The organism is Vibrio celticus, from assembly GCF_024347335.1.
Classification (GTDB): domain Bacteria; phylum Pseudomonadota; class Gammaproteobacteria; order Enterobacterales; family Vibrionaceae; genus Vibrio; species Vibrio celticus.
In genome coordinates, this window is sequence record NZ_AP025463.1 from 3,061,267 (window position 1) to 3,084,030 (window position 22,764).

General features: G+C 45.8%; 15 protein-coding genes. 8 read left to right on the forward strand and 7 right to left on the reverse strand.

Features of this window, described 5'->3' with window-relative positions:
• Window positions 1-288 precede the first annotated feature (288 nt).
• From gltB to OCV19_RS13765, 7 genes are all read left to right on the forward strand, one after another.
• Window positions 289-4,752, forward strand: a complete 4,464-nt coding sequence (gltB, locus tag OCV19_RS13735; RefSeq protein WP_065676725.1) for a glutamate synthase large subunit — start codon at window positions 289-291, stop codon at window positions 4,750-4,752.
• A 16-nt stretch (window positions 4,753-4,768) separates the two neighbouring features.
• Complete coding sequence (locus OCV19_RS13740; RefSeq protein ID WP_029405649.1) at window positions 4,769-6,181, forward strand: FAD-dependent oxidoreductase; 1,413 nt, start codon at window positions 4,769-4,771, stop codon at window positions 6,179-6,181.
• Between the two features lie 177 nt (window positions 6,182-6,358).
• Window positions 6,359-6,787: a DUF1499 domain-containing protein gene (locus tag OCV19_RS13745; protein ID WP_017059301.1), complete on the forward strand. Its 429-nt coding sequence runs from the start codon at window positions 6,359-6,361 to the stop codon at window positions 6,785-6,787.
• Between the two features lie 127 nt (window positions 6,788-6,914).
• Window positions 6,915-7,610: a 5'-methylthioadenosine/S-adenosylhomocysteine nucleosidase gene (gene mtnN / locus OCV19_RS13750; protein ID WP_012603226.1), complete on the forward strand. Its 696-nt coding sequence runs from the start codon at window positions 6,915-6,917 to the stop codon at window positions 7,608-7,610.
• Between the two features lie 10 nt (window positions 7,611-7,620).
• Window positions 7,621-8,574 (forward strand): cobalamin biosynthesis family protein, encoded by a 954-nt coding sequence (locus OCV19_RS13755; RefSeq protein ID WP_065676724.1) that lies wholly within the window; start codon window positions 7,621-7,623, stop codon window positions 8,572-8,574.
• A 1-nt stretch (window position 8,575) separates the two neighbouring features.
• Window positions 8,576-9,445: a vitamin B12 ABC transporter substrate-binding protein BtuF gene (gene btuF / locus OCV19_RS13760; protein ID WP_065676723.1), complete on the forward strand. Its 870-nt coding sequence runs from the start codon at window positions 8,576-8,578 to the stop codon at window positions 9,443-9,445.
• A 74-nt stretch (window positions 9,446-9,519) separates the two neighbouring features.
• Window positions 9,520-10,137, forward strand: a complete 618-nt coding sequence (locus OCV19_RS13765) for a TRIC cation channel family protein (RefSeq protein ID WP_065676722.1) — start codon at window positions 9,520-9,522, stop codon at window positions 10,135-10,137.
• Between the two features lie 111 nt (window positions 10,138-10,248).
• Here the strand turns inward: OCV19_RS13765 and OCV19_RS13770 are convergent.
• Window positions 10,249-11,272, reverse strand: a protein-coding gene (locus OCV19_RS13770) for an IS630 family transposase (RefSeq protein WP_139093586.1) whose coding sequence is annotated in 2 segments (ribosomal slippage) — window positions 10,249-10,824 and window positions 10,826-11,272 — 1,023 coding nt in all. Because the reading frame shifts where the segments join, the coding sequence is not laid out codon by codon here.
• Between the two features lie 146 nt (window positions 11,273-11,418).
• Here OCV19_RS13770 and OCV19_RS13775 point away from each other — a divergent pair.
• On the forward strand, window positions 11,419-12,264 hold the full coding sequence (locus OCV19_RS13775; protein ID WP_017059296.1) for a LysR family transcriptional regulator: 846 nt from the start codon (window positions 11,419-11,421) through the stop codon (window positions 12,262-12,264).
• On the opposite strand, the gene OCV19_RS13780 is transcribed toward OCV19_RS13775, so the two are convergent.
• From OCV19_RS13780 to secA, 6 genes are all read right to left on the reverse strand, one after another.
• Window positions 12,215-12,994 (reverse strand): TSUP family transporter, encoded by a 780-nt coding sequence (locus OCV19_RS13780; protein WP_065676112.1) that lies wholly within the window; start codon window positions 12,992-12,994, stop codon window positions 12,215-12,217. The two genes, OCV19_RS13775 and OCV19_RS13780, sit on opposite strands and share 50 nt — an antisense overlap.
• Window positions 12,995-13,189: 195 nt before the next feature.
• A complete protein-coding gene (gene carB / locus OCV19_RS13785) occupies window positions 13,190-16,420 on the reverse strand; it encodes a carbamoyl-phosphate synthase large subunit (RefSeq protein WP_050622300.1) in 3,231 nt (1,076 codons plus the stop codon).
• Between the two features lie 16 nt (window positions 16,421-16,436).
• Entirely contained in the window at window positions 16,437-17,576 is a 1,140-nt protein-coding gene (gene carA, locus OCV19_RS13790) for a glutamine-hydrolyzing carbamoyl-phosphate synthase small subunit (protein ID WP_048609692.1), read from the reverse strand.
• A gap of 503 nt (window positions 17,577-18,079) precedes the next feature.
• Entirely contained in the window at window positions 18,080-18,904 is an 825-nt protein-coding gene (gene dapB, locus OCV19_RS13795; RefSeq protein WP_020628676.1) for a 4-hydroxy-tetrahydrodipicolinate reductase, read from the reverse strand.
• Between the two features lie 92 nt (window positions 18,905-18,996).
• Complete coding sequence (mutT, locus tag OCV19_RS13800; RefSeq protein WP_017098312.1) at window positions 18,997-19,395, reverse strand: 8-oxo-dGTP diphosphatase MutT; 399 nt, start codon at window positions 19,393-19,395, stop codon at window positions 18,997-18,999.
• A gap of 349 nt (window positions 19,396-19,744) precedes the next feature.
• Window positions 19,745-22,471 (reverse strand): preprotein translocase subunit SecA, encoded by a 2,727-nt coding sequence (secA, locus tag OCV19_RS13805; protein ID WP_065676113.1) that lies wholly within the window; start codon window positions 22,469-22,471, stop codon window positions 19,745-19,747.
• Between the last annotated feature and the right edge of the window lie 293 nt (window positions 22,472-22,764).

A 22,764-nucleotide genomic window follows, 5' to 3' on the forward strand; every position in this document is an offset into this window, starting at 1 on the left:
TAAATCTCGTTAACATCCACCTTATATATCTCATTGATATCCATCGACTATTTTAGATTATTAAGTGGCTAATCGCGTTTATGCATGATAATTAACCATGAACTTGACCTTAAACACAATTAGCTATACGTTGTAAAGCTGGTGAAAATAAAACCAATAGGTTTTGTTAACACAACCAATAACGTTTTAACTGGCTAAAGCAAACTATCAGTTTATAAAAAACAACAAGTATATGAATAGTTAGTCATTTACTGTCTGGATGACAGAGAAGCAAAAGGGAGAATTGCAATGGCTCTATATGATCCTAGTCTTGAAAAAGACAACTGTGGATTTGGTTTAATAGCGCAAATGGAAGGCCAACCTAGTCATAAGTTGGTAAGAACTGCTATTTCAGCCCTAGATCGCATGACACACCGTGGTGGTATCGCTGCGGATGGTAAAACCGGGGATGGCTGTGGCTTATTGCTACAGAAACCAGACTCTTATCTCAGAATTATTGCAGAAGAGAATAACTTCAAGCTCGGTAAGCAGTACGCTGTCGGCATGATTTTCTTCAGCCAAGATCCAATCAAAGCGCAATCCGCGCAAGACATCGTCAATAAAGAGCTCGCTCAAGAGACCTTAACGGTTGCAGGTTGGCGCGTAGTACCGACCAACACCGACGTATTAGGCCCGATTGCCAAAGATTCCGTTCCTAATATTCAGCAAGTGTTTATCTCGGCACCTGCGGGGTGGCGTGAACGCGATATTGAACGACGCCTTTATATCGCTCGTCGTAGAATTGAAAAACAGATCACCGAAGACAAAGATTTCTATATTTGTAGCCTTTCGACACAAGTCATGGTCTACAAAGGTCTGTGTATGCCGGCCGATCTTCCGCGATTTTACCTCGATCTTGCTGACTTACGTATGGAATCGGCGATATGTCTGTTCCATCAGCGCTTTTCAACCAATACTCAGCCACGCTGGCCACTGGCTCAACCATTCCGCTATTTGGCACATAATGGTGAGATCAACACCATCGAAGGTAACCGTCAGTGGGCTAAGGCTCGTGCCTATAAATTCTCTTCGCCGTTGCTGCCAGACTTACAAACCGCAGCACCCTTTGTGAATGAGACAGGCTCAGATTCATCAAGCTTAGATAACATGCTCGACCTGTTCCTTGCCGGTGGTATGGATGTATTCCGAGCGATGCGTATGCTCGTGCCGCCCGCTTGGCAAAACCATCCAGACATGGATCCCGATCTGCGTGCATTCTACGACTTCAACTCCAAGCACATGGAACCGTGGGATGGCCCTGCTGGTATCGTTCTTTCTGACGGTCGTTACGCTGCGTGTAACCTAGATAGAAACGGCTTACGCCCTGCGCGTTATGTGATTACCAAAGACAACCTGATCACTCTGGCCTCTGAAGTGGGCATCTGGAATTACGCGCCAGACGAAGTGGCAGAGAAAGGGCGTGTCGGCCCGGGTGAACTACTCGTCATAGATACGCGCCGCGGTAAACTGTGGCAATCTAACGAGATCGACAATGACCTTAAAGGTCGCCACCCTTATAAAGAGTGGATGGAAAAGAACGTTCACAAACTCACACCGTTTTCCGATCTGCCCGATGAGCAAGTCGGTAAGCGCAGCTTTGACGATGACACGCTCAAGACCTACCAAAAACAGTTTGCGATGAGCAACGAAGAGTCGGACCAAGTACTGCGTGTGCTTGGTGATATGGGACAAGAGGCCGTAGGCTCGATGGGCGATGATACGCCGATGGCTGTGCTCTCTTCGAAAGAACGTCTCGTCACTGACTATTTCCGTCAAATGTTTGCACAGGTCACCAACCCGCCGATCGACCCATTGCGTGAAAAACACGTGATGTCTTTAGCGACCAGTATCGGTAAAGAGATGAATGTGTTCTGCGAAACAGATGGTCACGCCTACCGTGTGACATTTAATTCGCCTGTTCTTCTCTACTCTGACATGCAGCAACTTCTGCAGTTAAATCAAAAACATTATGGTCACGCGATTCTAAGCCTACATTACGATCCGACTCAGCAAGATCTCGAACAAGCCATCAATGACTTGTGTGATCGTGCGGTGGAAGAAGTGCGTGATGGTGCTGTGCTGATTGTACTTTCAGACAAAGGTTTAGAAAAAGGTAAACTGCCAGTTCCAGCAGCGATGGCTGTCGGTGCCGTGCAAACCAGACTTGCTGACAACAACCTACGTTGTGATGCCAACATAGTGGTTGAAACCGCAACTGCACGCGACCCACACCAATTTGCCGTGCTGCTTGGCTTCGGTGCTACCGCAGTTTACCCATACCTCGCTTATGAAGCGTTAGGTAAAATGTTGGATGATGGCTCTTTAGATAAAGACTATCGTGCCGCAATGCAAAATTACCAAAACGGCATCAATAAAGGTCTGTACAAGATCATGTCGAAGATGGGCATTTCAACTATTGCCTCTTATCGCTGTTCTCAGCTTTTCGAAGCTGTTGGCCTACATTCGGATATAGTTGAGCTCTGTTTCCGCGGAGTTACCACTCGAATCCAAGGTGCTAGCTTTAGCGATTTCCAACAAGATATCTATAACCTATCTCGTAAGGCATGGACTAAGCGCAAGCCGATCGAACACGGTGGTTTACTCAAATACGTACACGGCGGCGAATATCACGCCTATAACCCTGATGTGGTTGGCACTCTGCAAACTGCAGTAAAAACAGGTGAAACATCGGATTATCTCTCTTTTGCTAAGCAAGTGAATGCCCGACCAGCTGCGATGTTACGCGACTTAATGAGCCTCAAAAAAGCCGATCAGCCTCTACCACTAGAGAAAGTCGAGCCTAACAGCGATCTGTTTAAACGCTTCGACTCTGCGGCAATGTCGATCGGTGCTTTGAGCCCAGAAGCGCATGAAGCATTAGCAATGGCGATGAACCGCTTGGGGGGGTACTCAAACTCTGGCGAAGGTGGTGAAGACCCTCGACGCTTTGGTACCGACCGTAACTCGCGCATTAAACAGATTGCGTCTGGTCGTTTTGGTGTGACACCACATTACTTAACCAATGCGGATGTTCTTCAAATCAAAGTCGCACAAGGTGCGAAGCCAGGAGAAGGCGGTCAACTACCCGGTCATAAAGTCACCGCAGAAATCGCTAAACTGAGATACTCAGTACAAGGGGTAACACTGATCTCCCCTCCTCCACATCACGATATTTATTCTATCGAGGATCTAGCGCAGCTGATTTTCGACCTTAAGCAAGTGAACCCTAAAGCCTTGGTTTCAGTGAAGTTAGTGTCTGAACCGGGTGTAGGCACGATTGCAACAGGTGTAGCAAAAGCCTATGCCGACCTGATCACCATTTCTGGCTACGATGGCGGTACCGCGGCAAGCCCGCTGACTTCAGTGAAATACGCAGGTTGCCCTTGGGAGCTTGGCTTAGCGGAAACTCAACAAGCACTGGTAGCCAATGGCTTACGTCATAAGATCCGCTTGCAAGTCGATGGTGGTTTAAAAACCGGACTCGATGTTATCAAGGGCGCGATTCTCGGTGCTGAAAGCTTTGGTTTCGGTACCGCACCAATGGTCGCAATGGGTTGTAAGTTCTTACGAATTTGTCACCTAAACAACTGTGCGACGGGTGTTGCGACTCAAGATGAAACACTACGCCGCGAATACTTCAAAGGGCTGCCAGACATGGTGGTGAACTACTTTACAGGCCTAGCCGATGAAGTTCGCCAATACCTTGCAGAACTTGGCGTCGAAAAACTCACAGACCTGATTGGTCGCACGGATCTACTTGAAGCCGTTCAAGGCCTCACCGCGAAACAGAGCAAGCTCGATCTCTCTTCAATACTCGAAGCTCCGGTATCTCCAGAAGGTCACCCACTGTTTTGGACCGAACCAAACGCACCATTTGATAAGGCTCAGCTCAACCAGCAGATCCTTGATGATGCACTCGATGCAATTGAGAAGCGACAGTCCACCAGCCTCTACTACAACGTGATCAACACCGATCGCTCAATTGGCGCTCGTATCTCAGGTGAAATAGCGAAACTCTACGGCAACCAAGGTATGGCGGGGTCACCGATTAAATTGTACCTCGATGGTACCGCAGGCCAATCATTTGCAGTTTGGAACGCAGGTGGCGTCGAGCTATATCTGACAGGCGATGCCAATGACTATGTCGGCAAAGGCATGGCGGGCGGCAAAGTAGTGATCAAACCTCACCAAGGCACTGCATTTGTTTGTAACGAAGCGACCATCATCGGTAACACCTGTTTGTATGGTGCAACCGGAGGCAAGCTATTTGCAGCAGGTACCGCAGGCGAACGATTTGGCGTACGTAACTCAGGTACCGTCGCTGTGATTGAAGGCGCAGGCGACAACGCTTGTGAGTATATGACGGGCGGTATTGTGGCGATTCTTGGCGCAACCGGAGTCAACTTCGGCGCAGGTATGACGGGTGGTTTTGCTTATGTGATGGATAAGAACGAGGACTTCCAAGGCCGAGTGAACAACGAATCGGTCGAAGCTCTTTCTCTGTCTGATCTATTTATCCACCAAGAACATCTACGCGGCCTGATTGCAGAGCACTTAGAAGAGACCGGCTCAGTACACGCTGAAGCTATTCTGGCGAACTTTGATGAATGGATTCCGAAGTTCTACCTAGTGAAGCCAAAGACGGCGGATCTTAACACCTTGCTCGGTCACCAAAGCCGTAGCTCTGCTGAACTTCGTGTTCAAGCGCAATAATTGGAAGGAGCCAATAATGAGCCAGAATGTATACCAATTTATTGATGTGAATCGCGTAGACCCAGCGAAGAAACCAATCAAGATACGTAAGATTGAGTTTGTAGAGATCTACGAACCTTTCACTAAACAGCAAGCCAAGGCGCAAGCTGATCGCTGTTTAGACTGTGGTAACCCTTACTGTGAATGGAAGTGTCCAGTCCACAACTACATCCCTCAGTGGCTCAAGCTTGCCAATGAAGGGCGCATTATCGAAGCGGCTGAACTGTCTCACCAGACCAACAGCTTGCCTGAGGTTTGCGGACGAGTTTGTCCTCAAGACCGTTTGTGTGAAGGCTCTTGTACCCTCAACGACGATTTCGGCGCAGTAACCATCGGCAACATTGAAAAATACATCAATGACAAAGCGTTCGAGATGGGTTGGAAACCAGACATGTCGCATGTCGAGTGGACCGACAAAAAGGTCGCAATCATTGGCGCAGGCCCTGCCGGTCTTGCTGCTGCTGACATCTTAGTTCGAAACGGTGTGAAGGCCGTAGTATTTGATCGCTACCCGGAGATCGGTGGCCTGCTCACATTTGGTATCCCATCGTTCAAACTAGAGAAAGGCATCATGGAAAACCGTCGACGTATCTTTAGCGGTATGGGGGTCGAATTTAAGATGAATACCGAAGTCGGTAAAGACGTTCAACTACAACAACTGGTCGATGACTATGATGCTGTTTTCTTGGGTGTCGGCACCTATAAAAACATGCGTGCTGGGTTAGATAACGAAGACGCACCGGGCGTTTATGATGCACTGCCATTCCTTGTTTCCAATACCTACAAGGTCATGGAACTGGATAACCCAACACCATTCATCGACATGAAAGGCAAAAAAGTGGTTGTGCTCGGTGGTGGTGATACCGCGATGGACTGTGTCCGAACCTCGATTCGCCAACATGCAGCTAATGTTGTCTGTGCTTACCGCCGAGATGAAGCCAATATGCCGGGCTCTCGCCGTGAGGTGAAGAATGCGCGTGAAGAGGGTGTGAAGTTCAAGTTCAACCTCCAACCTATTGGCTTAGAGCTTAACAACGCTGGTCATGTGGTTGGCGTTAAATTCGTGAAAACCGCTTTGGGTGAACCTGATGAAGCAGGTCGCCGTCGCCCGGAACCTGTAGAAGGTAGTGAGCATGTTCTTGAAGCAGATGCCGTTATCATGGCATTTGGTTTCCAACCTCATGCGATGGAATGGCTAGAACCTTTCGGTGTGGAGCTCGATCAGTGGGGTCGCATCAAGGCTCCTAACAAACAAGAGTTTCAATACCAAACCACCAACAGCAAGATCTTTGCAGGTGGTGATGCGGTTCGAGGATCTGACTTGGTGGTGACCGCTATCGATGAAGGCCGTAAAGCCGCAGAAGGGATATTGGATTACCTAGAAGTGTGATTAATCTAAGGTTTCCTTTATTACTCAGTTCGTTACTATAAAAAAAGGATCCAATGATGGATCCTTTTTTTAATTAGATACGTTTATCACAAGCATAACGAAAATACGTAAAACAATCGCAAACAAGCCAATACCTATAACTACAATTAAAACTAAAACAACGCCATAGGAAACACTATGAAAAAAGCCGCTCTCCTCTCTCTATCTCTTTTGACTTTAACCGCTTGCAGCCAAGGAATCACGGACATGAAAGACAGAACTTCATCACCTTGTGGAGACAAACCAAACTGCGTATCAACTCAAGATGACCGTGAGCAGCACGCATTGGCCGCGTTTGAGTTATCAGATTCAGCGAGCTTAGATGCGATTGAGCAGGTTGCGCTAACCTTACCGGGATCGAAAACCGCGAGTAAAACAGAAGATTATCTGCGTGTTGAATGCACCTCCCGCATCATGCGTTTTGTCGATGACTTAGAACTTAAAATCACCGATGGCAAATTGATCGTGCGTTCAGAGTCTCGTACTGGCCATTCTGATTTTGGCGTAAACCGAAAACGAGCTGAACAACTTCGTGCTAGCTTAAAAAGCGAAGGCCTAATCAAATAGATAAAAGAATACGCAGATAAATCGCTGCTATTCGGATGAGAAGTGCCTCTGGGCAGTCGCTCGACACTTCTTATCCATGCTACAATTTCGCTCTACTGTTTAAATATTATTTATTAAGAGACTACACATGAAAATCGGCATCATTGGCGCAATGGAGCAAGAAGTTGCGATCCTAAAAGCAGCAATTTCAGACATTACTGAAGTTAATAAAGGCGGTTGTACCTTTTTCTCTGGTCAGCTAAATGGTGTTGACGTTGTTTTGCTTCAATCTGGCATTGGTAAAGTAGCAGCGGCTGTTGGTACTTCAATCCTACTAAGCGAATACCAACCAGATGTCGTTCTCAACACGGGCTCTGCTGGCGGTTTTGATTCAACACTGAACCTTGGCGATGTGGTTATCTCAACTGAAGTTCGACACCACGATGCAGACGTTACAGCTTTCGGTTACGAAATCGGCCAAATGGCAGGTCAACCTGCAGCGTTCAAAGCTGACGACAAACTGATGGCTGTTGCTGAACAAGCACTAGCACAAATGGAAGATAAGCACGCTGTTCGCGGTCTTATCTGTACTGGCGACGCATTTGTTTGCACAGCAGAACGTCAAGAGTTCATCCGTAAGCACTTCCCATCAGTGGTTGCTGTAGAGATGGAAGCATCGGCTATAGCTCAAGCTTGTCACCAATTCCAAGTACCATTCGTGGTTGTTCGTGCAATATCTGACGTTGCAGACAAAGAATCACCAATGAGCTTCGAAGAGTTCCTGCCACTAGCAGCACAAAGCTCTTCTGAAATGGTTATCAAGATGGTTGCCCTACTAAAGTAAGCGACTAGACATGCAAACACTGTTTGATCAGGTATTTGCAAATGGCGTGCTCCTTGTAATGTGGGGAGCACTGCTTTTTCATTTAATTTTACCTATCCCCCATGCCGCACTTCCCACTACCTTATGGCATAGGTTTGCTGAACTTTTAGCAAGCAAGGTTAATAACAATCAAAATTATTCCCAAAGCTTAATCTCAGGCACTTTAGCTTGGGGGTTAATGGTCTTGCCGGCTCTGGTAATTCTATTAGCACTGCAACCATTGGTTTGGCAATCTCAACTGTTTGAATTAGCACTGTTATTACTGGCGATTGATTGGCGTAACAATGAAAAGTTGGCTAATCAGTTGATCAAAGCTCTTGGCCGAGAAGATAAAGCCACGGCTCGCCAGTTATTGGCGCCGATTGTTAATCGTCAAACTGAATCACTGTCATCACTTGGGCTTGGCAAAGCCGCTGCTGAAACTATCATCATGGGTTACGCTCGTAATGTGGTTTGTGTTTTATTCTGGTACTCCATTGGTGGTGGAATCGCCGCTTTAATGTATCGCCTAATTGTCGAATTAGCGCGAGCGTGGTCACCAAGCCGTAAACGATTTTCTCCATTCGGCTCAACGGCAATCAAGATTGTCGCTATCCTAGAATTCATACCCATGCGCTTATTTGCTTTGATGATCGTATGTGGTGATAAAGCAACGCACACATTTAAAATGATGCTAGTCCAAAGTCGCTCTTGGCCACTACCCGGCCCAGCCTGGTTGATCACGGCTGTTGGCAACAAGCTTGAGCTATCATTGGGCGGACCTGCAATTTACGACAATACCAAAGCCATTCGTGCAAAATTAGGCGGCAGAATCGCTCCATCAGCCCTGCATTTGTCTCAGGTTCAAAAGCTGGTTTTTGGCCGCATCGCTATCTGGATATTCTTACAAAGCCTAGTCTTACTATTTGTTCACCAAGGGATTTAGAGTGAAACCTTCAGCACTTGTTACAAGCCTTACTCTTTTGTCTTCCAGCTTATGGCTGCCTTTATCATTTGCACAAGAAACATCGCTGATTCCAGAAAAAGTACAGCCAGCTCAACGCGTAATAAGCCTTGCTCCTCACGCCACTGAACTCGCGTACAGTGCTGGCTTAGGTGATAACCTTGTTGCGGTAAGTGAGCGGAGTGATTACCCACCACAAGCAGACCAGCTTGAAAAAGTGGCAAACTATCAAGGCATCAAGGTTGAGAAGATCATCGCACTGCAACCTGATTTGATTCTTGCGTGGCCAGCGGGGAACCCGCCCAGAGAGCTCGCGAAACTAGAGCAATTTGGTTTTAATATTTACTACTCCAAGACCAAAAGCCTAGACAGTATCGCAACCAATATTGAACAACTGAGCCAATACGCTAGCGATCCAAGTATTGGCGAAAATAACGCTCAGCAATACAGAGAGCAGCTCAACGCCTTGAGACTAAAATACAAAGATGCCGAGCCAGTAAACTACTTCTACCAACTCAGTGAAAAGCCGATCATCACTGTTGCTCAAGGACACTGGCCAAGTGAGGTGTTTGAGTTTTGTGGTGGACACAATATTTTTGAAGACAGCGCCTCCCCTTATCCGCAAGTTGGTATTGAACAAGTTGTATTAAGAAAACCGCAAGTGATCTTCACTTCTCAGCACGCGATTGAGAATGGAACCATGTGGCAAACATGGGAAGATGAAATCCCAGCAGTCGCTCAAAATCAGATTTGGTCGCTCAATTCAGACTGGATTAATCGCCCGACAACAAGAACTTTGAAAGCGATCCAACAAGTGTGCGATTTCTTCGATAGAGCTAGGCAAAATCACTAACTATTTGCTGCATTTTTTCGTACAATTCGCCACCGACCTGTCCCTACAATTTTAACTATAAGAGCACCAGTATCATGGACTCCATGCTGCTTTATATTATCGATTTATTTGGCACTGCCATCTTTGCCGTCTCAGGCGTATTTGTCGCTGGCCGTCTTAAGATGGATCCCTTTGGCGTCGCCGTTCTAGGCAGTGTAACCGCGATTGGCGGCGGTACAATTCGTGACATGGCATTGGGTGCAACTCCCGTGTTTTGGATCATCGATACCACCTACCTTTGGGTTATCATCATCACCTGTTTGCTGACCATGATTATTGTAAGACGCCCGAAACGTCTTGCTTGGTGGATATTGCCGGTATGTGATGCGATTGGCCTAGCGGTGTTTGTTGGCATTGGTGTAGAAAAAGCGCTTATCTATCAAGATTCAGCATTAGTGGCCATCATCATGGGTGTCATCACCGGTTGCGGTGGCGGTATTATCCGTGACGTACTTGCTCGTGAAGTGCCCATGATCTTAAGAAGTGAAGTCTACGCGACCGCTTGTATTATTGGTGGCGCTTTCCATACCATGGCGATCAGCATGGGGCACGACTCAGAAACTGCATTTCTGGCCGGCGTATTCTCAACGCTATTGATCAGGCTTGGCGCTATTCGTTGGCATTTATCATTGCCGACCTTCGCCATCAAATAAGCTATCTTTACAAAGTGAAAGGCTCCGCAAAGGAGCTCCCCAACACAATTATTATGCTCTCGCGTTACACGTGCGAGCATAGCTAAAAATACCTAATACCAATTCCATTAATTAACTTATCAATCTAGTCCAGTCTCTAAAGCAGAGAGATTGGACTCTGCGTTTATCTTCACAAAAACTGTTCCAAGCTTCGCACACCGAGTTCACTATATCGTTATAGTTCTCAAAACACCGATTCGCTAACCTGTACTGACGAAGCCATTGCCAAACTTGCTCTATTGGGTTTAATTCTGGTGAATAGGGCGGGATATGGATTATCGTGATGTTCTTAAAGTGATTGGCTAAGTGTGTTTGATGCCAGCTTGCTTGATCCATAATAATCACTGAGTGTTTACCAATAGGTGTCGCCGTTGAGATCAATTCAAGGTGCTTCGTCATGGCTTCCATGTTGCTTAGCGGTGAAACAATCGCTTCAGCTTCGCCCGTATTGACACAAATAGCTCCAAACAAATAAGCGTACTCAAATTGCTGCTGTTGAACGGCTCTAGGTCGAGTTCCTTTTTCAGCCCAAATCTTGGTTGTGGTATTGCGCTGACCAAATCTAGCTTCGTCTTGAAACCAAACAAGTACTTCTTGTAAGTGGATATGGCCAGGGATCTTAAGGATCGTTTCTATTTGGAATTTTTTTAAAAGACTCTTGGGTTTCTTCTGATTGTTTTGGGTGCTTTGAACGCGTTGTTATCCAGCTCAAGTTAAGTTCATGCAACAAGCGGTATATACCGGATGGTTGGTAAGAAACGTCAAATTCATCAAAGATGAATTGTGCGATATCACTCCCTTGTAAACGCCCACCTTCAGGTTTTATCGCATTTGAAGTGACGTATTCTTTAAGGTGTGCTTTTTGCTCAGTAGTCAGTCTGGAAGGCCTTCCCGTATGAGGTTTTTCTGTTAGTCCCTCAACGCCATAATCGAGATAGGCTTTTATCCATTTGTTCACACTAAGACGACTGACTTTAAGAAATGAAGCGATTTCAGTTCGATTTTTACCATCAATAAAGTGAGATGCGGCGAGTAATCTTAGTCTTAACCTAGCGTTGGAGGTTGTGCTGATAAGTTTTGATAAATCTGAGTTCATATAGACTCCTTTCAGAGTCCATATTAGATCACAAATTTAATGGAATTGGTATAACTTGGTTCAAAGCTTTAGTTTCAAGTCTAGAGAATGGATTGCGTTTCAGGTAAGTTGAAACAATCATTCCCAACTTTCATGAATATAACCCAATGCTACTCGAAGGAATCGAAACTCTACTGGTATTGAGTAAAGCAAAGACTATGAGCCGCACAGGCAGTTTGCTTTATATCAGCCAATCAGCGGTCAGCAAACGGATTGCGAATTTAGAAAAGAAGCTAGGTAAAAAGCTCATTGAACCAAGTGGCCGACAGATAAAGCTCACGCCAGATGCGATAGCATTAATCGAGAGTATTGGCCCGACATTCAATGAACTTCGTGGGCTTATTTATGAACAGCAAGAGTTGGAAGATACCACTCTCATCACCCTAGACAGCTCTAAGTCTCTGATAGCCGGTTATTTAGGTGAGATGATGGGCCAATTTATCCAGCAAGATAAATACATCACCATAACCACCAACCACACACCGAGAATCATAGAGCGAGTGCAATCTGGCAAGGCGACTTTGGGGTTGTGTGCTGGCTTACTGCCACCGCATCATGGGTTGATGACCTTCCATCTGTTTGATGAACCGTTTTACATAGTGAGCAAGTCGCCGCTAACGGAGCTTCCTCCAATGGTCATCACTAACGACATGACCAATCCTGCCAATTCTTATCAACTTTCTGTATTAGAGAAGTTTGGTATCAAACCCTTGATGGAGATGGATGCCTACACCGCAGCAGCTCAACTTGCATTGGGCGGGACTGGGCCAGCGTTAATACCGCTCTCTATCGTAAAAACACTCAATATTGAGCCTCAATATCTGTATAGTTTCACCGAATTAGCAGGCTTGATTCGGCCGATTCATATCTGTGTCAGACCAAATAGTTACCAGTCTCCACGAGTTAAAACACTGATAGAATCCATTGTTGATGCTGTTCCCAAAGCAGTTTAGACGCCATTAGCATCGACATCACGATCACAAGGGGGCGAATCCATTTCTGCCCTTTTGTCACCACCACTTTAGCGCCAAGCTGAGCGCCCATAAATCCACCGACCGCCATCACTAATCCCAACTCCCAAATAGGCAAACCAGCCAAAATAAAGAAGATTAAAGCTGCGATATTCGAAGTGAAATTAAGAACCTTAGTACGTGCCGTTGCATCGACTAACGAGAAGTGACCAATCGCAACAAAGCAGACGGTAAAGATAGAACCTGTTCCCGGGCCGAAAAAGCCATCATAAAAACCCACGCCGCCGCCAATACACAGAGCAAACATCGCCTCAGAGATCTTCTGTTTTCCTTCAGATATTCTAGTTTGCGGTGCCAACAGAAAATAGAGAGAGATAGCGATAAGCAGCAGTGGGATAACACTGGTCAGTAGGCTCGCATCAATGTGCTGAACTAACTCGGCACCAATAGCAGAGCCGATAAAGGTACAAAAGATAGCAAGGCGCATCTCTTTGATACTGACAATACCGTTGCGCACGAAATACCAACTCGCAGAGAAGCTGCCAAATGAGCTTTGGAGTTTGTTGGTTGCCAATGCCTGCGTTGGTGGAACTCCAGCCGCTAGCAATGCAGGTAGAGTCAGTAACCCACCGCCGCCAGCCATTGCATCAATAAAGCCTGCTGCCGTTGCAACAACAAACAAGATAGCTAATATTTCTAGAGTGATTTCCATATACCCAACGCCTTAAAGTCCTGTGTAGCGACAAGTTACCACTCACGGCAGACGAGCAATAACGAAACACAAGATTCTAACCTATTCCAAATATTCATCATTAAGTTACTGCGGAATAACAGACATAAAAAAGCCCACTCCGAAGAGTGGGCTTTGAGCATTTATATCCGCTTATCAACGATACACTTTAGGCGATTAAGCTTGAGAAGCTTTAACCTGAGCGTGTAGCTCTTGAACTGAAGTTACTGACGTTTTCGCGTCTGCAGTGTGCGCCATACAAGTCGCGAATGCAGCGTTTAGCGTCGTCGTGTAGTTAACTTTCTCAGCAAGTGCACCACGACGAAGAACTTTAGAATCTTCAATCGCTTGACGGCCAGCTGCAGTGTTCACGATGTACGTGTACTCGTTGTTCTTGATACGGTCAAGAATGTGAGGACGACCTTCGTGTACCTTGTTTACTAGACGTGGGTTGATGCCCGCTTCGCCAAGGATAACCGCAGTACCGTGAGTTGCGTCTAGCTGGTAACCAAGCTTAGATAGTTTAGATGCTAGGTCAACAACACGCTCTTTGTCGCCTTCGCGAACAGAAAGAAGTGCACGACCGCCTTCTGGGTAGATGTTGCCACAACCCAATTCAGCTTTAGAGTATGCTTCAGCAAACGTTGGACCAACACCCATAACTTCACCAGTAGAGCGCATTTCTGGGCCTAACAGTGGGTCAACACCAGGGAACTTGTTGAATGGAAGTACAACTTCTTTCACTGAGTAGTAAGGTGGGATGATTTCTTTCGTAAAGCCTTGAGACTCTAGAGATTGACCCGCCATTACACGAGCGGCAATCTTAGCGATTGGCGCACCAGTTGCTTTAGATACGAATGGAACCGTACGTGCTGCGCGAGGGTTAACCTCGATTAGGTACACTTCATTGTTCTTAACAGCAAACTGCGTGTTCATCAGACCACGAACACCCAACTCAAACGCCAGCTTTTCAACTTGCTCGCGCATTACGTCTTGGATTTCTTGGCTTAGCGTGTATGCAGGAAGAGAACATGCTGAGTCACCTGAGTGAACACCCGCTTGCTCGATGTGCTCCATGATACCACCGATTACAACGCGCTCACCGTCACAAATCGCATCTACGTCTACTTCAACAGCGTCATCTAGGAAGCTATCAAGTAGTACTGGAGATTCGTTTGATACGCTAACTGCTTCGTTGAAGTAGCGACGTAGGTCTTGCTCGTCGTATACGATTTCCATCGCACGACCACCAAGTACGTAAGAAGGACGTACAACCAGTGGGAAGCCGATTTCACGAGATTTCTCTACCGCTTGCTCCATTGTTGTTACTGTTGCGTTTTCTGGCTGAAGTAGGCCTAGACGGTCTACAGCAACTTGGAAACGCTCACGGTCTTCTGCACGGTCGATTGCGTCAGGGCTAGTACCGATGATTGGTACGCCAGCCGCTTCAAGAGCACGAGCCAGTTTAAGTGGTGTTTGACCACCGTACTGAACGATTACGCCTTTTGGCTTCTCAACGCGAGCGATTGCTAGTACGTCTTCCAGAGTTACTGGTTCGAAGTACAGACGGTCAGACGTATCGTAGTCTGTAGAAACAGTCTCAGGGTTACAGTTAACCATGATAGTTTCGTAGCCATCTTCACGTAGCGCTAGTGATGCGTGTACACAACAGTAGTCAAATTCGATACCTTGGCCGATGCGGTTTGGACCGCCGCCTAGAATCATGATTTTTTCTTTGTCTGTTGGGTTTGCTTCACACTCGTCATCGTAAGATGAGTACATGTAAGCTGTATCAGAAGAGAACTCAGCCGCACATGTATCTACACGCTTGTACACTGGGTGGATATCGTATTGGTCACGCAGACGACGGATTTCGCTTTCCGCTACACCTAGAATCTTAGATAGGCGCGCATCAGCAAAACCTTTACGCTTAAGCTTGTTTAGCTCGTCTTTGTTCAGACCAGCAAAGCCTTTCGCTTTAAGTTCTTGCTCTAGCTTAACGATGTCTTCGATTTGAACTAGGAACCAACGGTCGATTTGCGTTAGGTTGAATACACCATCTACCGACATACCAGCACGGAATGCGTCAGCGATGTACCAAATACGCTCTGCGCCAGCTTCTTTCAGTTCGTGACGGATAGTCGTTAGAGCATCTGGTGCATCTAGGTCTACCATTTCGTCAAAACCAGTCGCGCCAACTTCTAGGCCGCGAAGTGCTTTTTGTAGAGATTCTTGTTGGTTACGGCCGATAGCCATAACTTCACCAACAGACTTCATTTGCGTCGTTAGACGGTCGTTAGCACCTGCAAATTTCTCGAAGTTAAAACGAGGAATCTTAGTTACTACGTAGTCGATTGTTGGTTCGAATGATGCTGGCGTTGCGCCGCCAGTGATGTCATTCATTAGCTCGTCTAGCGTGAAGCCAACAGCCAGTTTCGCTGCAATCTTAGCGATTGGGAAACCTGTTGCTTTAGATGCTAGTGCAGAAGAGCGAGATACACGTGGGTTCATCTCGATGATAACCATACGGCCATCTTTCGGGTTGATACCAAACTGTACGTTTGAACCACCTGTTTCAACACCAATCTCACGCAGTACTGCTAGAGATGCGTTACGCATTAGTTGGTATTCTTTGTCTGTCAGCGTTTGAGCTGGAGCCACGGTGATTGAGTCACCTGTGTGAATACCCATAGGGTCGAAGTTTTCAATCGCACATACGATGATGCAGTTGTCGTTTTTGTCACGAACCACTTCCATCTCGTACTCTTTCCAACCGATAAGTGATTCATCGATAAGAAGTTCGTTTGTTGGAGATAAGTCCAAACCACGACGACAGATTTCTTCAAATTCTTCTTTGTTGTAAGCGATACCGCCACCAGTACCACCCATCGTGAACGATGGACGAATGATACAAGGGAAGCCAACCATGTCTAAAACTTTGTAAGCTTCTTCCATCGTTTTCGCTGTATCAGCAGTTGGACACTCAAGGCCAATTGCTTTCATTGCTTTATCGAAGCGTGAACGGTCTTCTGCTTTATCGATAGCGTCAGCCGTTGCACCAATCATTTCAACACCGAACTCTTCAAGAACGCCGTGCTTTTCTAGGTCTAGAGCACAGTTCAATGCAGTTTGGCCACCCATAGTAGGTAGAACTGCATCAGGCTTCTCTTTAGCGATGATGTTACGCACAACTTCCCATTGAATAGGCTCGATGTAAGTTGCATCTGCCATGTCTGGGTCAGTCATGATTGTCGCTGGGTTCGAGTTTACAAGAATAACTCGGTAACCTTCTTCGCGAAGCGCTTTACAAGCTTGAGCACCAGAGTAATCGAACTCACATGCTTGGCCGATAACGATCGGGCCAGCACCTAGAATAAGAATACTTTTAATGTCAGTACGTTTTGGCATTGTCTACTACTCCGAATTACGCTGTGTGCTGTTTGATTAGTTCAATAAAGTGGTCGAATAACGGCGCTGCGTCTTCTGGACCTGGGCTTGCTTCAGGGTGACCTTGGAAGCTGAATGCTGGTTTGTCTGTACGGTGAATACCTTGCAGAGAACCATCAAATAGTGATTTGTGCGTTGCACGTAGTGTCTCTGGAAGGGTTTCTTCGTCAGCAGCAAAGCCGTGGTTTTGCGAAGTAATCATCACAACATCACGATCTAAATCTTTAACCGGGTGGTTTGCACCGTGGTGACCAAACTTCATCTTCACTGTCTTAGCGCCTGACGCAAGAGCTAGAATCTGGTGACCTAGACAGATACCGAAGATTGGTAAGCCTTTTTCTAGGAACACTTTTGTCGCTTCAATTGCGTAAGTACATGGTTCTGGGTCACCAGGGCCATTTGAAAGGAAAACACCGTCTGGGTTCAGAGCTAGTACTTCTTCAGCAGAAGTTTCAGCAGGAACAACCGTTAGGCGGCAGCCGCGGTCAACAAGCATTCGTAGGATGTTTCGTTTTGCACCGAAGTCATAAGCAACAACGTGGTATGGCAATTCAGAGTCTGCTTTCGCTTCAGGAAGTCCACCCGTAAGCGTCCACGAACCTTGTTTCCATTGATACGCTTCTTTTGTTGTAACTTCTTTCGCAAGGTCCATACCTTTCAGGCCAGGAAATTCTTTTGCTTTAGCTAGAGCCAAAGCTTCGTCTAAATTGTTACCCGCTACGATACAACCGTTCTGAGCGCCTTTTTCACGAAGAATACGCGTCAGTTTACGAGTATCGATATCAGCGATACCAACAACGTTTTGCGACTTAAGGTAATCAGAAAGGGATTGTTCATTACGGAAGTTAGAAGCGATTAGAGGGAGATCGCGAATCACAAGGCCTTGAGCGTGGATTGAAGAAGATTCTTCGTCTTCGGAATTGGTTCCGGTATTGCCAATGTGAGGGTAAGTAAGGGTAACGATTTGTTGAGAATAGGAAGGATCAGTGAGGATTTCTTGGTACCCCGTCATCGAGGTATTAAAAACGACTTCACCAACTGCAGAACCTACAGCGCCAATGGCTTCACCGTGAAATACTGTCCCATCTTCTAGGACGAGTAGTGCTGACTTCTTCAAGACAACCTCCAGAAATAAAAATGCATTAAAATTGATTTAATTTGCAAATCTACCTTCCTGCAACACCAGAAACTGCGTGTTTATGGAAATTAGACAAATTGGCGGTATTTTAGTGATGTGCGTGATACGTGTCAACATTTAACGCAAAAGAAATTAAACATTTGTAAGGACTAATTCAATTTATGCCATCAAAGCTTCAAAAGTTCAACTTTCATGCTCATTTCGGCCGAATATTACGATTTTCTAATTTTCACCCCTCATTTTAGCCAACCATAGAGTAATAAAAATATCAGCAACAAAACGCAATCGATAAATACAAAGAGAAAAGATCGTAATTTAAAGACCTAAAACAAAAAACACATTATAAGCATTAAAAAAGACAGTTAAATAAGAGAAAATCGACGATAAGAAGAAACTATAGGGAGGTTTGTAAAAGGGATATTACGAAGGGAAATGTATCAAATAAAGAAAGCGCCGGCAATTGCCAGCGCATAAATATCTATTTACAGGTCATTCAAACCTAGGACATCAGTCATGGTATAAAAGCCGGCTGGTTTATCATTTAACCAGACTGCAGCCTTGATTGCGCCATTAGCGAAAGTCATTCGATCAGTGGCTTTATGGGTAATTTCCACTCGCTCACCGATATCAGCAAACATAGCGGTGTGTTCACCAATAATGTCACCGGCACGAATCGTCGCGAAACCAATCTCATCTTTAGTACGCTCGCCAGTAATACCTTCGCGTGACCATACAGCTACATCGTTCAGCTCGTTGCCCATCGCACCTGCAATCGCTTCGCCCATACCAATCGCAGTACCAGAAGGTGCATCGACTTTATGGCGGTGGTGCGCCTCAACGATCTCGACATCACAGTAATCGCCCATCACTTTAGCGGCCTTCTCTAGCAGCTTAAAGACCAGGTTCACACCAACGCTGTAGTTAGGTGCCATTACGATAGCCATCTCTTTTGAAGCAGCATCAATCACCTGCTTCTCTTCTTCAGAGAAACCCGTCGTACCGATAATCAGTTTTTTACCGTGACGTTTACAAAGTTCAATATTCGCTAATGTGCTAACAGGGGCAGTAAAATCGACGATCACGTCAAACTCTTCGATGGCTTTAGACAGGTCATCGACTAGAGCAACATCAAAACGACCTTCACCGCATAACTCACCGACATCTACGCCGACCAAAGATGACTCTGGACGCTCTGAACCGGCTCCAACACTTGCTTCTGAATTATGATGAGCGGCTTTCACCAAGTTGCGGCCCATGCGGCCCGCTGCTCCTGCAATTGCAATTCTTACCACTGCGAATATCTCCATTGTTTTGGTTACGGTTGCCGCTTATCTCTTGCAGCAACGTTCAATCGATTAATCTCTTTAAACTAACAACAATCTCAAACTCAGGCTAGCAATTACGAAAACTCTTTTATCACTCGCTCTAAAATTGGCACATTTGCCTCTGGGAAGGCGTATTGATTCAATGATTCTAGGCTTACCCATTCACCTTGTTGACCTTCTTTGCCATAAGGTTGTTCCTCAAAGTCAGTCACAAGGATGAAGTCGAACTTAAGCGACTTATCGGTGTAATCAAACTCAAGGTGCTCAAACAGAGACTGTTCTGTCACCTTGATGCCAATCTCTTCATCAAGCTCACGAGTCATAGCTTGTTCAATGGTTTCGCCCACTTCAACCTTGCCACCAGGAAATTCCCAGAAACCGCCTTTGTGTTTGTCGTCCGGACGTTTAGTGATAAATACCTGTGACTTATCTTGGTTGAAGATAATGCCCGCAACAATGTGGATTCTTTTCATGTGTTGGTGTTCCTTAATAAAACGCTTAACTCACATAGTCCCTGAATACGTCATCCTCAAGAAGGAGGAACGACTGAGTTGGGGATATAAAACAACGTGAGCCTAACTAAACGAGACTCCCTACTACGCTCGTTCCTCGCTATAGGGAATGACGACTTCCTTGCGTAACAAAGTAAGCCACGAAATTTACATACAAAAAGAGCCGCCTAGGCGACTCTTTATATTCTATTTATCAGTTTTATGAAGCTAAGTTGTAGTGCTTGAGAGCAAGGCGGTGGCACAGAGCTTACGACTGTAAGTGAGTACCACCAACGCAGCTATCATGCGCTACAACAACGATTCATTAAACTTACGCGATTTTACCGTGACACTGCTTGTACTTCTTGCCACTTCCACATGGGCATGGTTCGTTACGACCCACTTTACGCTCATCACGTACTACCGTTTGTGGAGATGCCGCTTCAGCTTCATCGTCAGCTAGCTGGTTTTCAGCCGTTGCATGTTGTGCTTGTGCACGACGCGCCGCTTCTTCAGCTTGAGCTTGACGTTGAGCTTCCATCTTTTCAACTTCTTCTTGTTGCTGAACGCGAACTTTAGAAAGGATGGTAACAACGTCTGTTTTTAGTACATCTAGTAGGCCTTCAAACAGTTCAAACGACTCGCGCTTGTACTCTTGTTTCGGGTTCTTCTGAGCGTAACCACGCAGGTGGATACCTTGACGAAGGTGATCCATCGCAGCCAAATGCTCTTTCCAAAGACCGTCTAGCGTTTGTAGCATCACAGATTTCTCGAAGTTACGCAGTACTTGAGCACCAACCACTTCTTCTTTCTGTTTGTACGAATCAACCGCCATGCCAAGAATACGCTCACGCAAAGCTTCTTCATAAAGCTTGTCGTCTTCGTCTAACCAACCTTGAATATCAAAGTCTAGATCAAAGTCATTCTTCAGACGATCTTGTAGACCCGCGATATCCCACATGTCTTCAAGAGACTGAGGTGCGATGTATTCATCAATGACTGATGCCAGTACATCTTCACGGTTGTGTTCGATCATCTCACTGATGTCGTCAGAACTCATCAGTTCGTCACGAAGCTCATAAACCACTTTACGTTGGTCATTGGCTACATCATCGTACTCAAGAAGCTGCTTACGGATATCGAAGTTACGACCTTCAACTTTACGTTGTGCTTTTTCAATTGAGCGAGAAAGCATCTTAGATTCGATCGCTTCGCCTTCGTCCATACCACTTTGGATAAGACCAGCCATACGATCTGATGTAAAGATACGTAGCAGAGAATCTTCCATTGATAGGTAGAAACGAGAAGAACCCGCATCACCTTGACGACCAGAACGACCACGTAGCTGGTTATCGATACGGCGAGATTCATGACGTTCAGTACCAATGATGTGCAGACCACCTGACTCAAGTACTTTATCGTGGATTACTCTCCAATCAGCTTTGATCTTCTCGATCTGCTCTTTGGTTGGATTCTCTAGCTTCTCAACTTGTGCCTGCCAGCTACCACCTAACACGATATCGGTACCACGACCGGCCATGTTAGTTGCGATAGTTACCGCACTCGGCATACCAGCTTGTGCAACGATCTCTGCTTCCATTTCGTGGAATTTAGCATTTAGAACGCTGTGCTTAATTTTTGCTTTTTTCAGTGCGTTAGACAGTAGTTCAGACTTCTCGATAGAAACCGTACCAACCAGTGATGGCTGACCAGCTGCTACACGGTCTTTGATGTCTTCAATGATCGCATTGAACTTGTCTTCTTCAGTACGATAAACCACATCTGGCATATCGTTACGAACCATAGGTTTGTTGGTTGGGATAACCACAGTTTCTAGGCCGTAGATAGACTGGAATTCGAAAGCTTCAGTATCGGCAGTACCTGTCATACCTGACAGTTTTTCGTATAGACGGAAGAAGTTCTGGAATGTAATCGATGCTAGCGTCTGGTTTTCATTCTGAATCTTCACACCTTCTTTAGCTTCAACAGCTTGGTGTAAACCTTCAGACCAACGACGACCTGGCATAGTACGACCAGTATGTTCATCAACGATAACCACTTCGCCTTCTTCAGTAACGATGTAGTCGACGTCTTTCTCAAACAATACGTGTGCACGCAGCGCTGCATTAACATGGTGCAATAGGCTGATATTTGTTGGAGAGTAAAGCGTGTCACCCTCTTCCATCAGGCCGTTTTTCACCATTAGCTCTTCTACAAATTCTTGACCGTTTTCAGTCAGGTGAACCTGCTTCGATTTCTCGTCCATGGTGTAATGACCTTCACCACGGTACTCTTCAGAATCTTCTTTATCTTGGCGCTCAAGGTTAGGGATCAACGTGTTAATACGCGTGTAAAGATCTGAACTATCTTCAGCTGGGCCAGAGATAATAAGTGGAGTACGAGCTTCATCGATTAAGATTGAGTCAACTTCATCGACAACAGCGAAGAAGCGTTCACGTTGAACACGATCTTCAGCACGGAAAGCCATGTTGTCACGTAGGTAATCGAAACCAAACTCGTTGTTTGTTCCGTATAGGATGTCAGCTTGGTACGCTTCTTTTTTCTCTGGCGGAGCCATGTTTGGCACGTTCACGCCAACCGTCATACCAAGAAATTCAAATAATGGGCGGTTTGTTTCCGCATCACGCTTCGCTAGGTAGTCGTTCACCGTTACTACGTGAACACCTTTGCTAGGTAGGGCGTTAAGATAAGCTGGTAAGGTTGCTGTAAGAGTCTTACCTTCACCAGTACGCATTTCTGCAATTTGGCCAGCATTTAGAACCATGCCGCCAATCATTTGCACGTCAAAGTGACGCATGCCGTAAACACGCTTAGACGCTTCACGTACCGTAGCAAATGCTTCCGGTAGAAGCTGGTCTAGCGATTCACCTTTATCTAAGCGCTCACGAAACTCAACCGTTTTTGCTTTTAGCTCTTCGTCTGAAAGTGCTTCAAACGTTGGTTCGTAGTTATTAATTTCTTTTACAATTTTTCTAAGGCGGCGCAGTGTTCTGTCATTGCGACTGCCAATTACCTTTGTCAGCAGCTTAGTAATCATGTGCTTGGAATCTCTTCGTTCTCAGATCGTCCGCGATCTATTTTAAATGCCGTCAGTCTCTACTAGCTATGAACTAGTCTTCAGTTACTAACCAAGGATACTGAGATAAATCTAGTATCTTTGATATTGTACTTGAGAGTAGAGTTTTCAAGGCTTGAGTTAAAATTAATGCCCTTTAGTGTAAGTAATTTTCACACCAACGACCATTTATAACCCCATTTGTTTGATGTGCTTGGAACTTTTCTTTCTAATTGCTGACGGATTAGCCAGACTGTAGCCCATTGGTAGTCAAC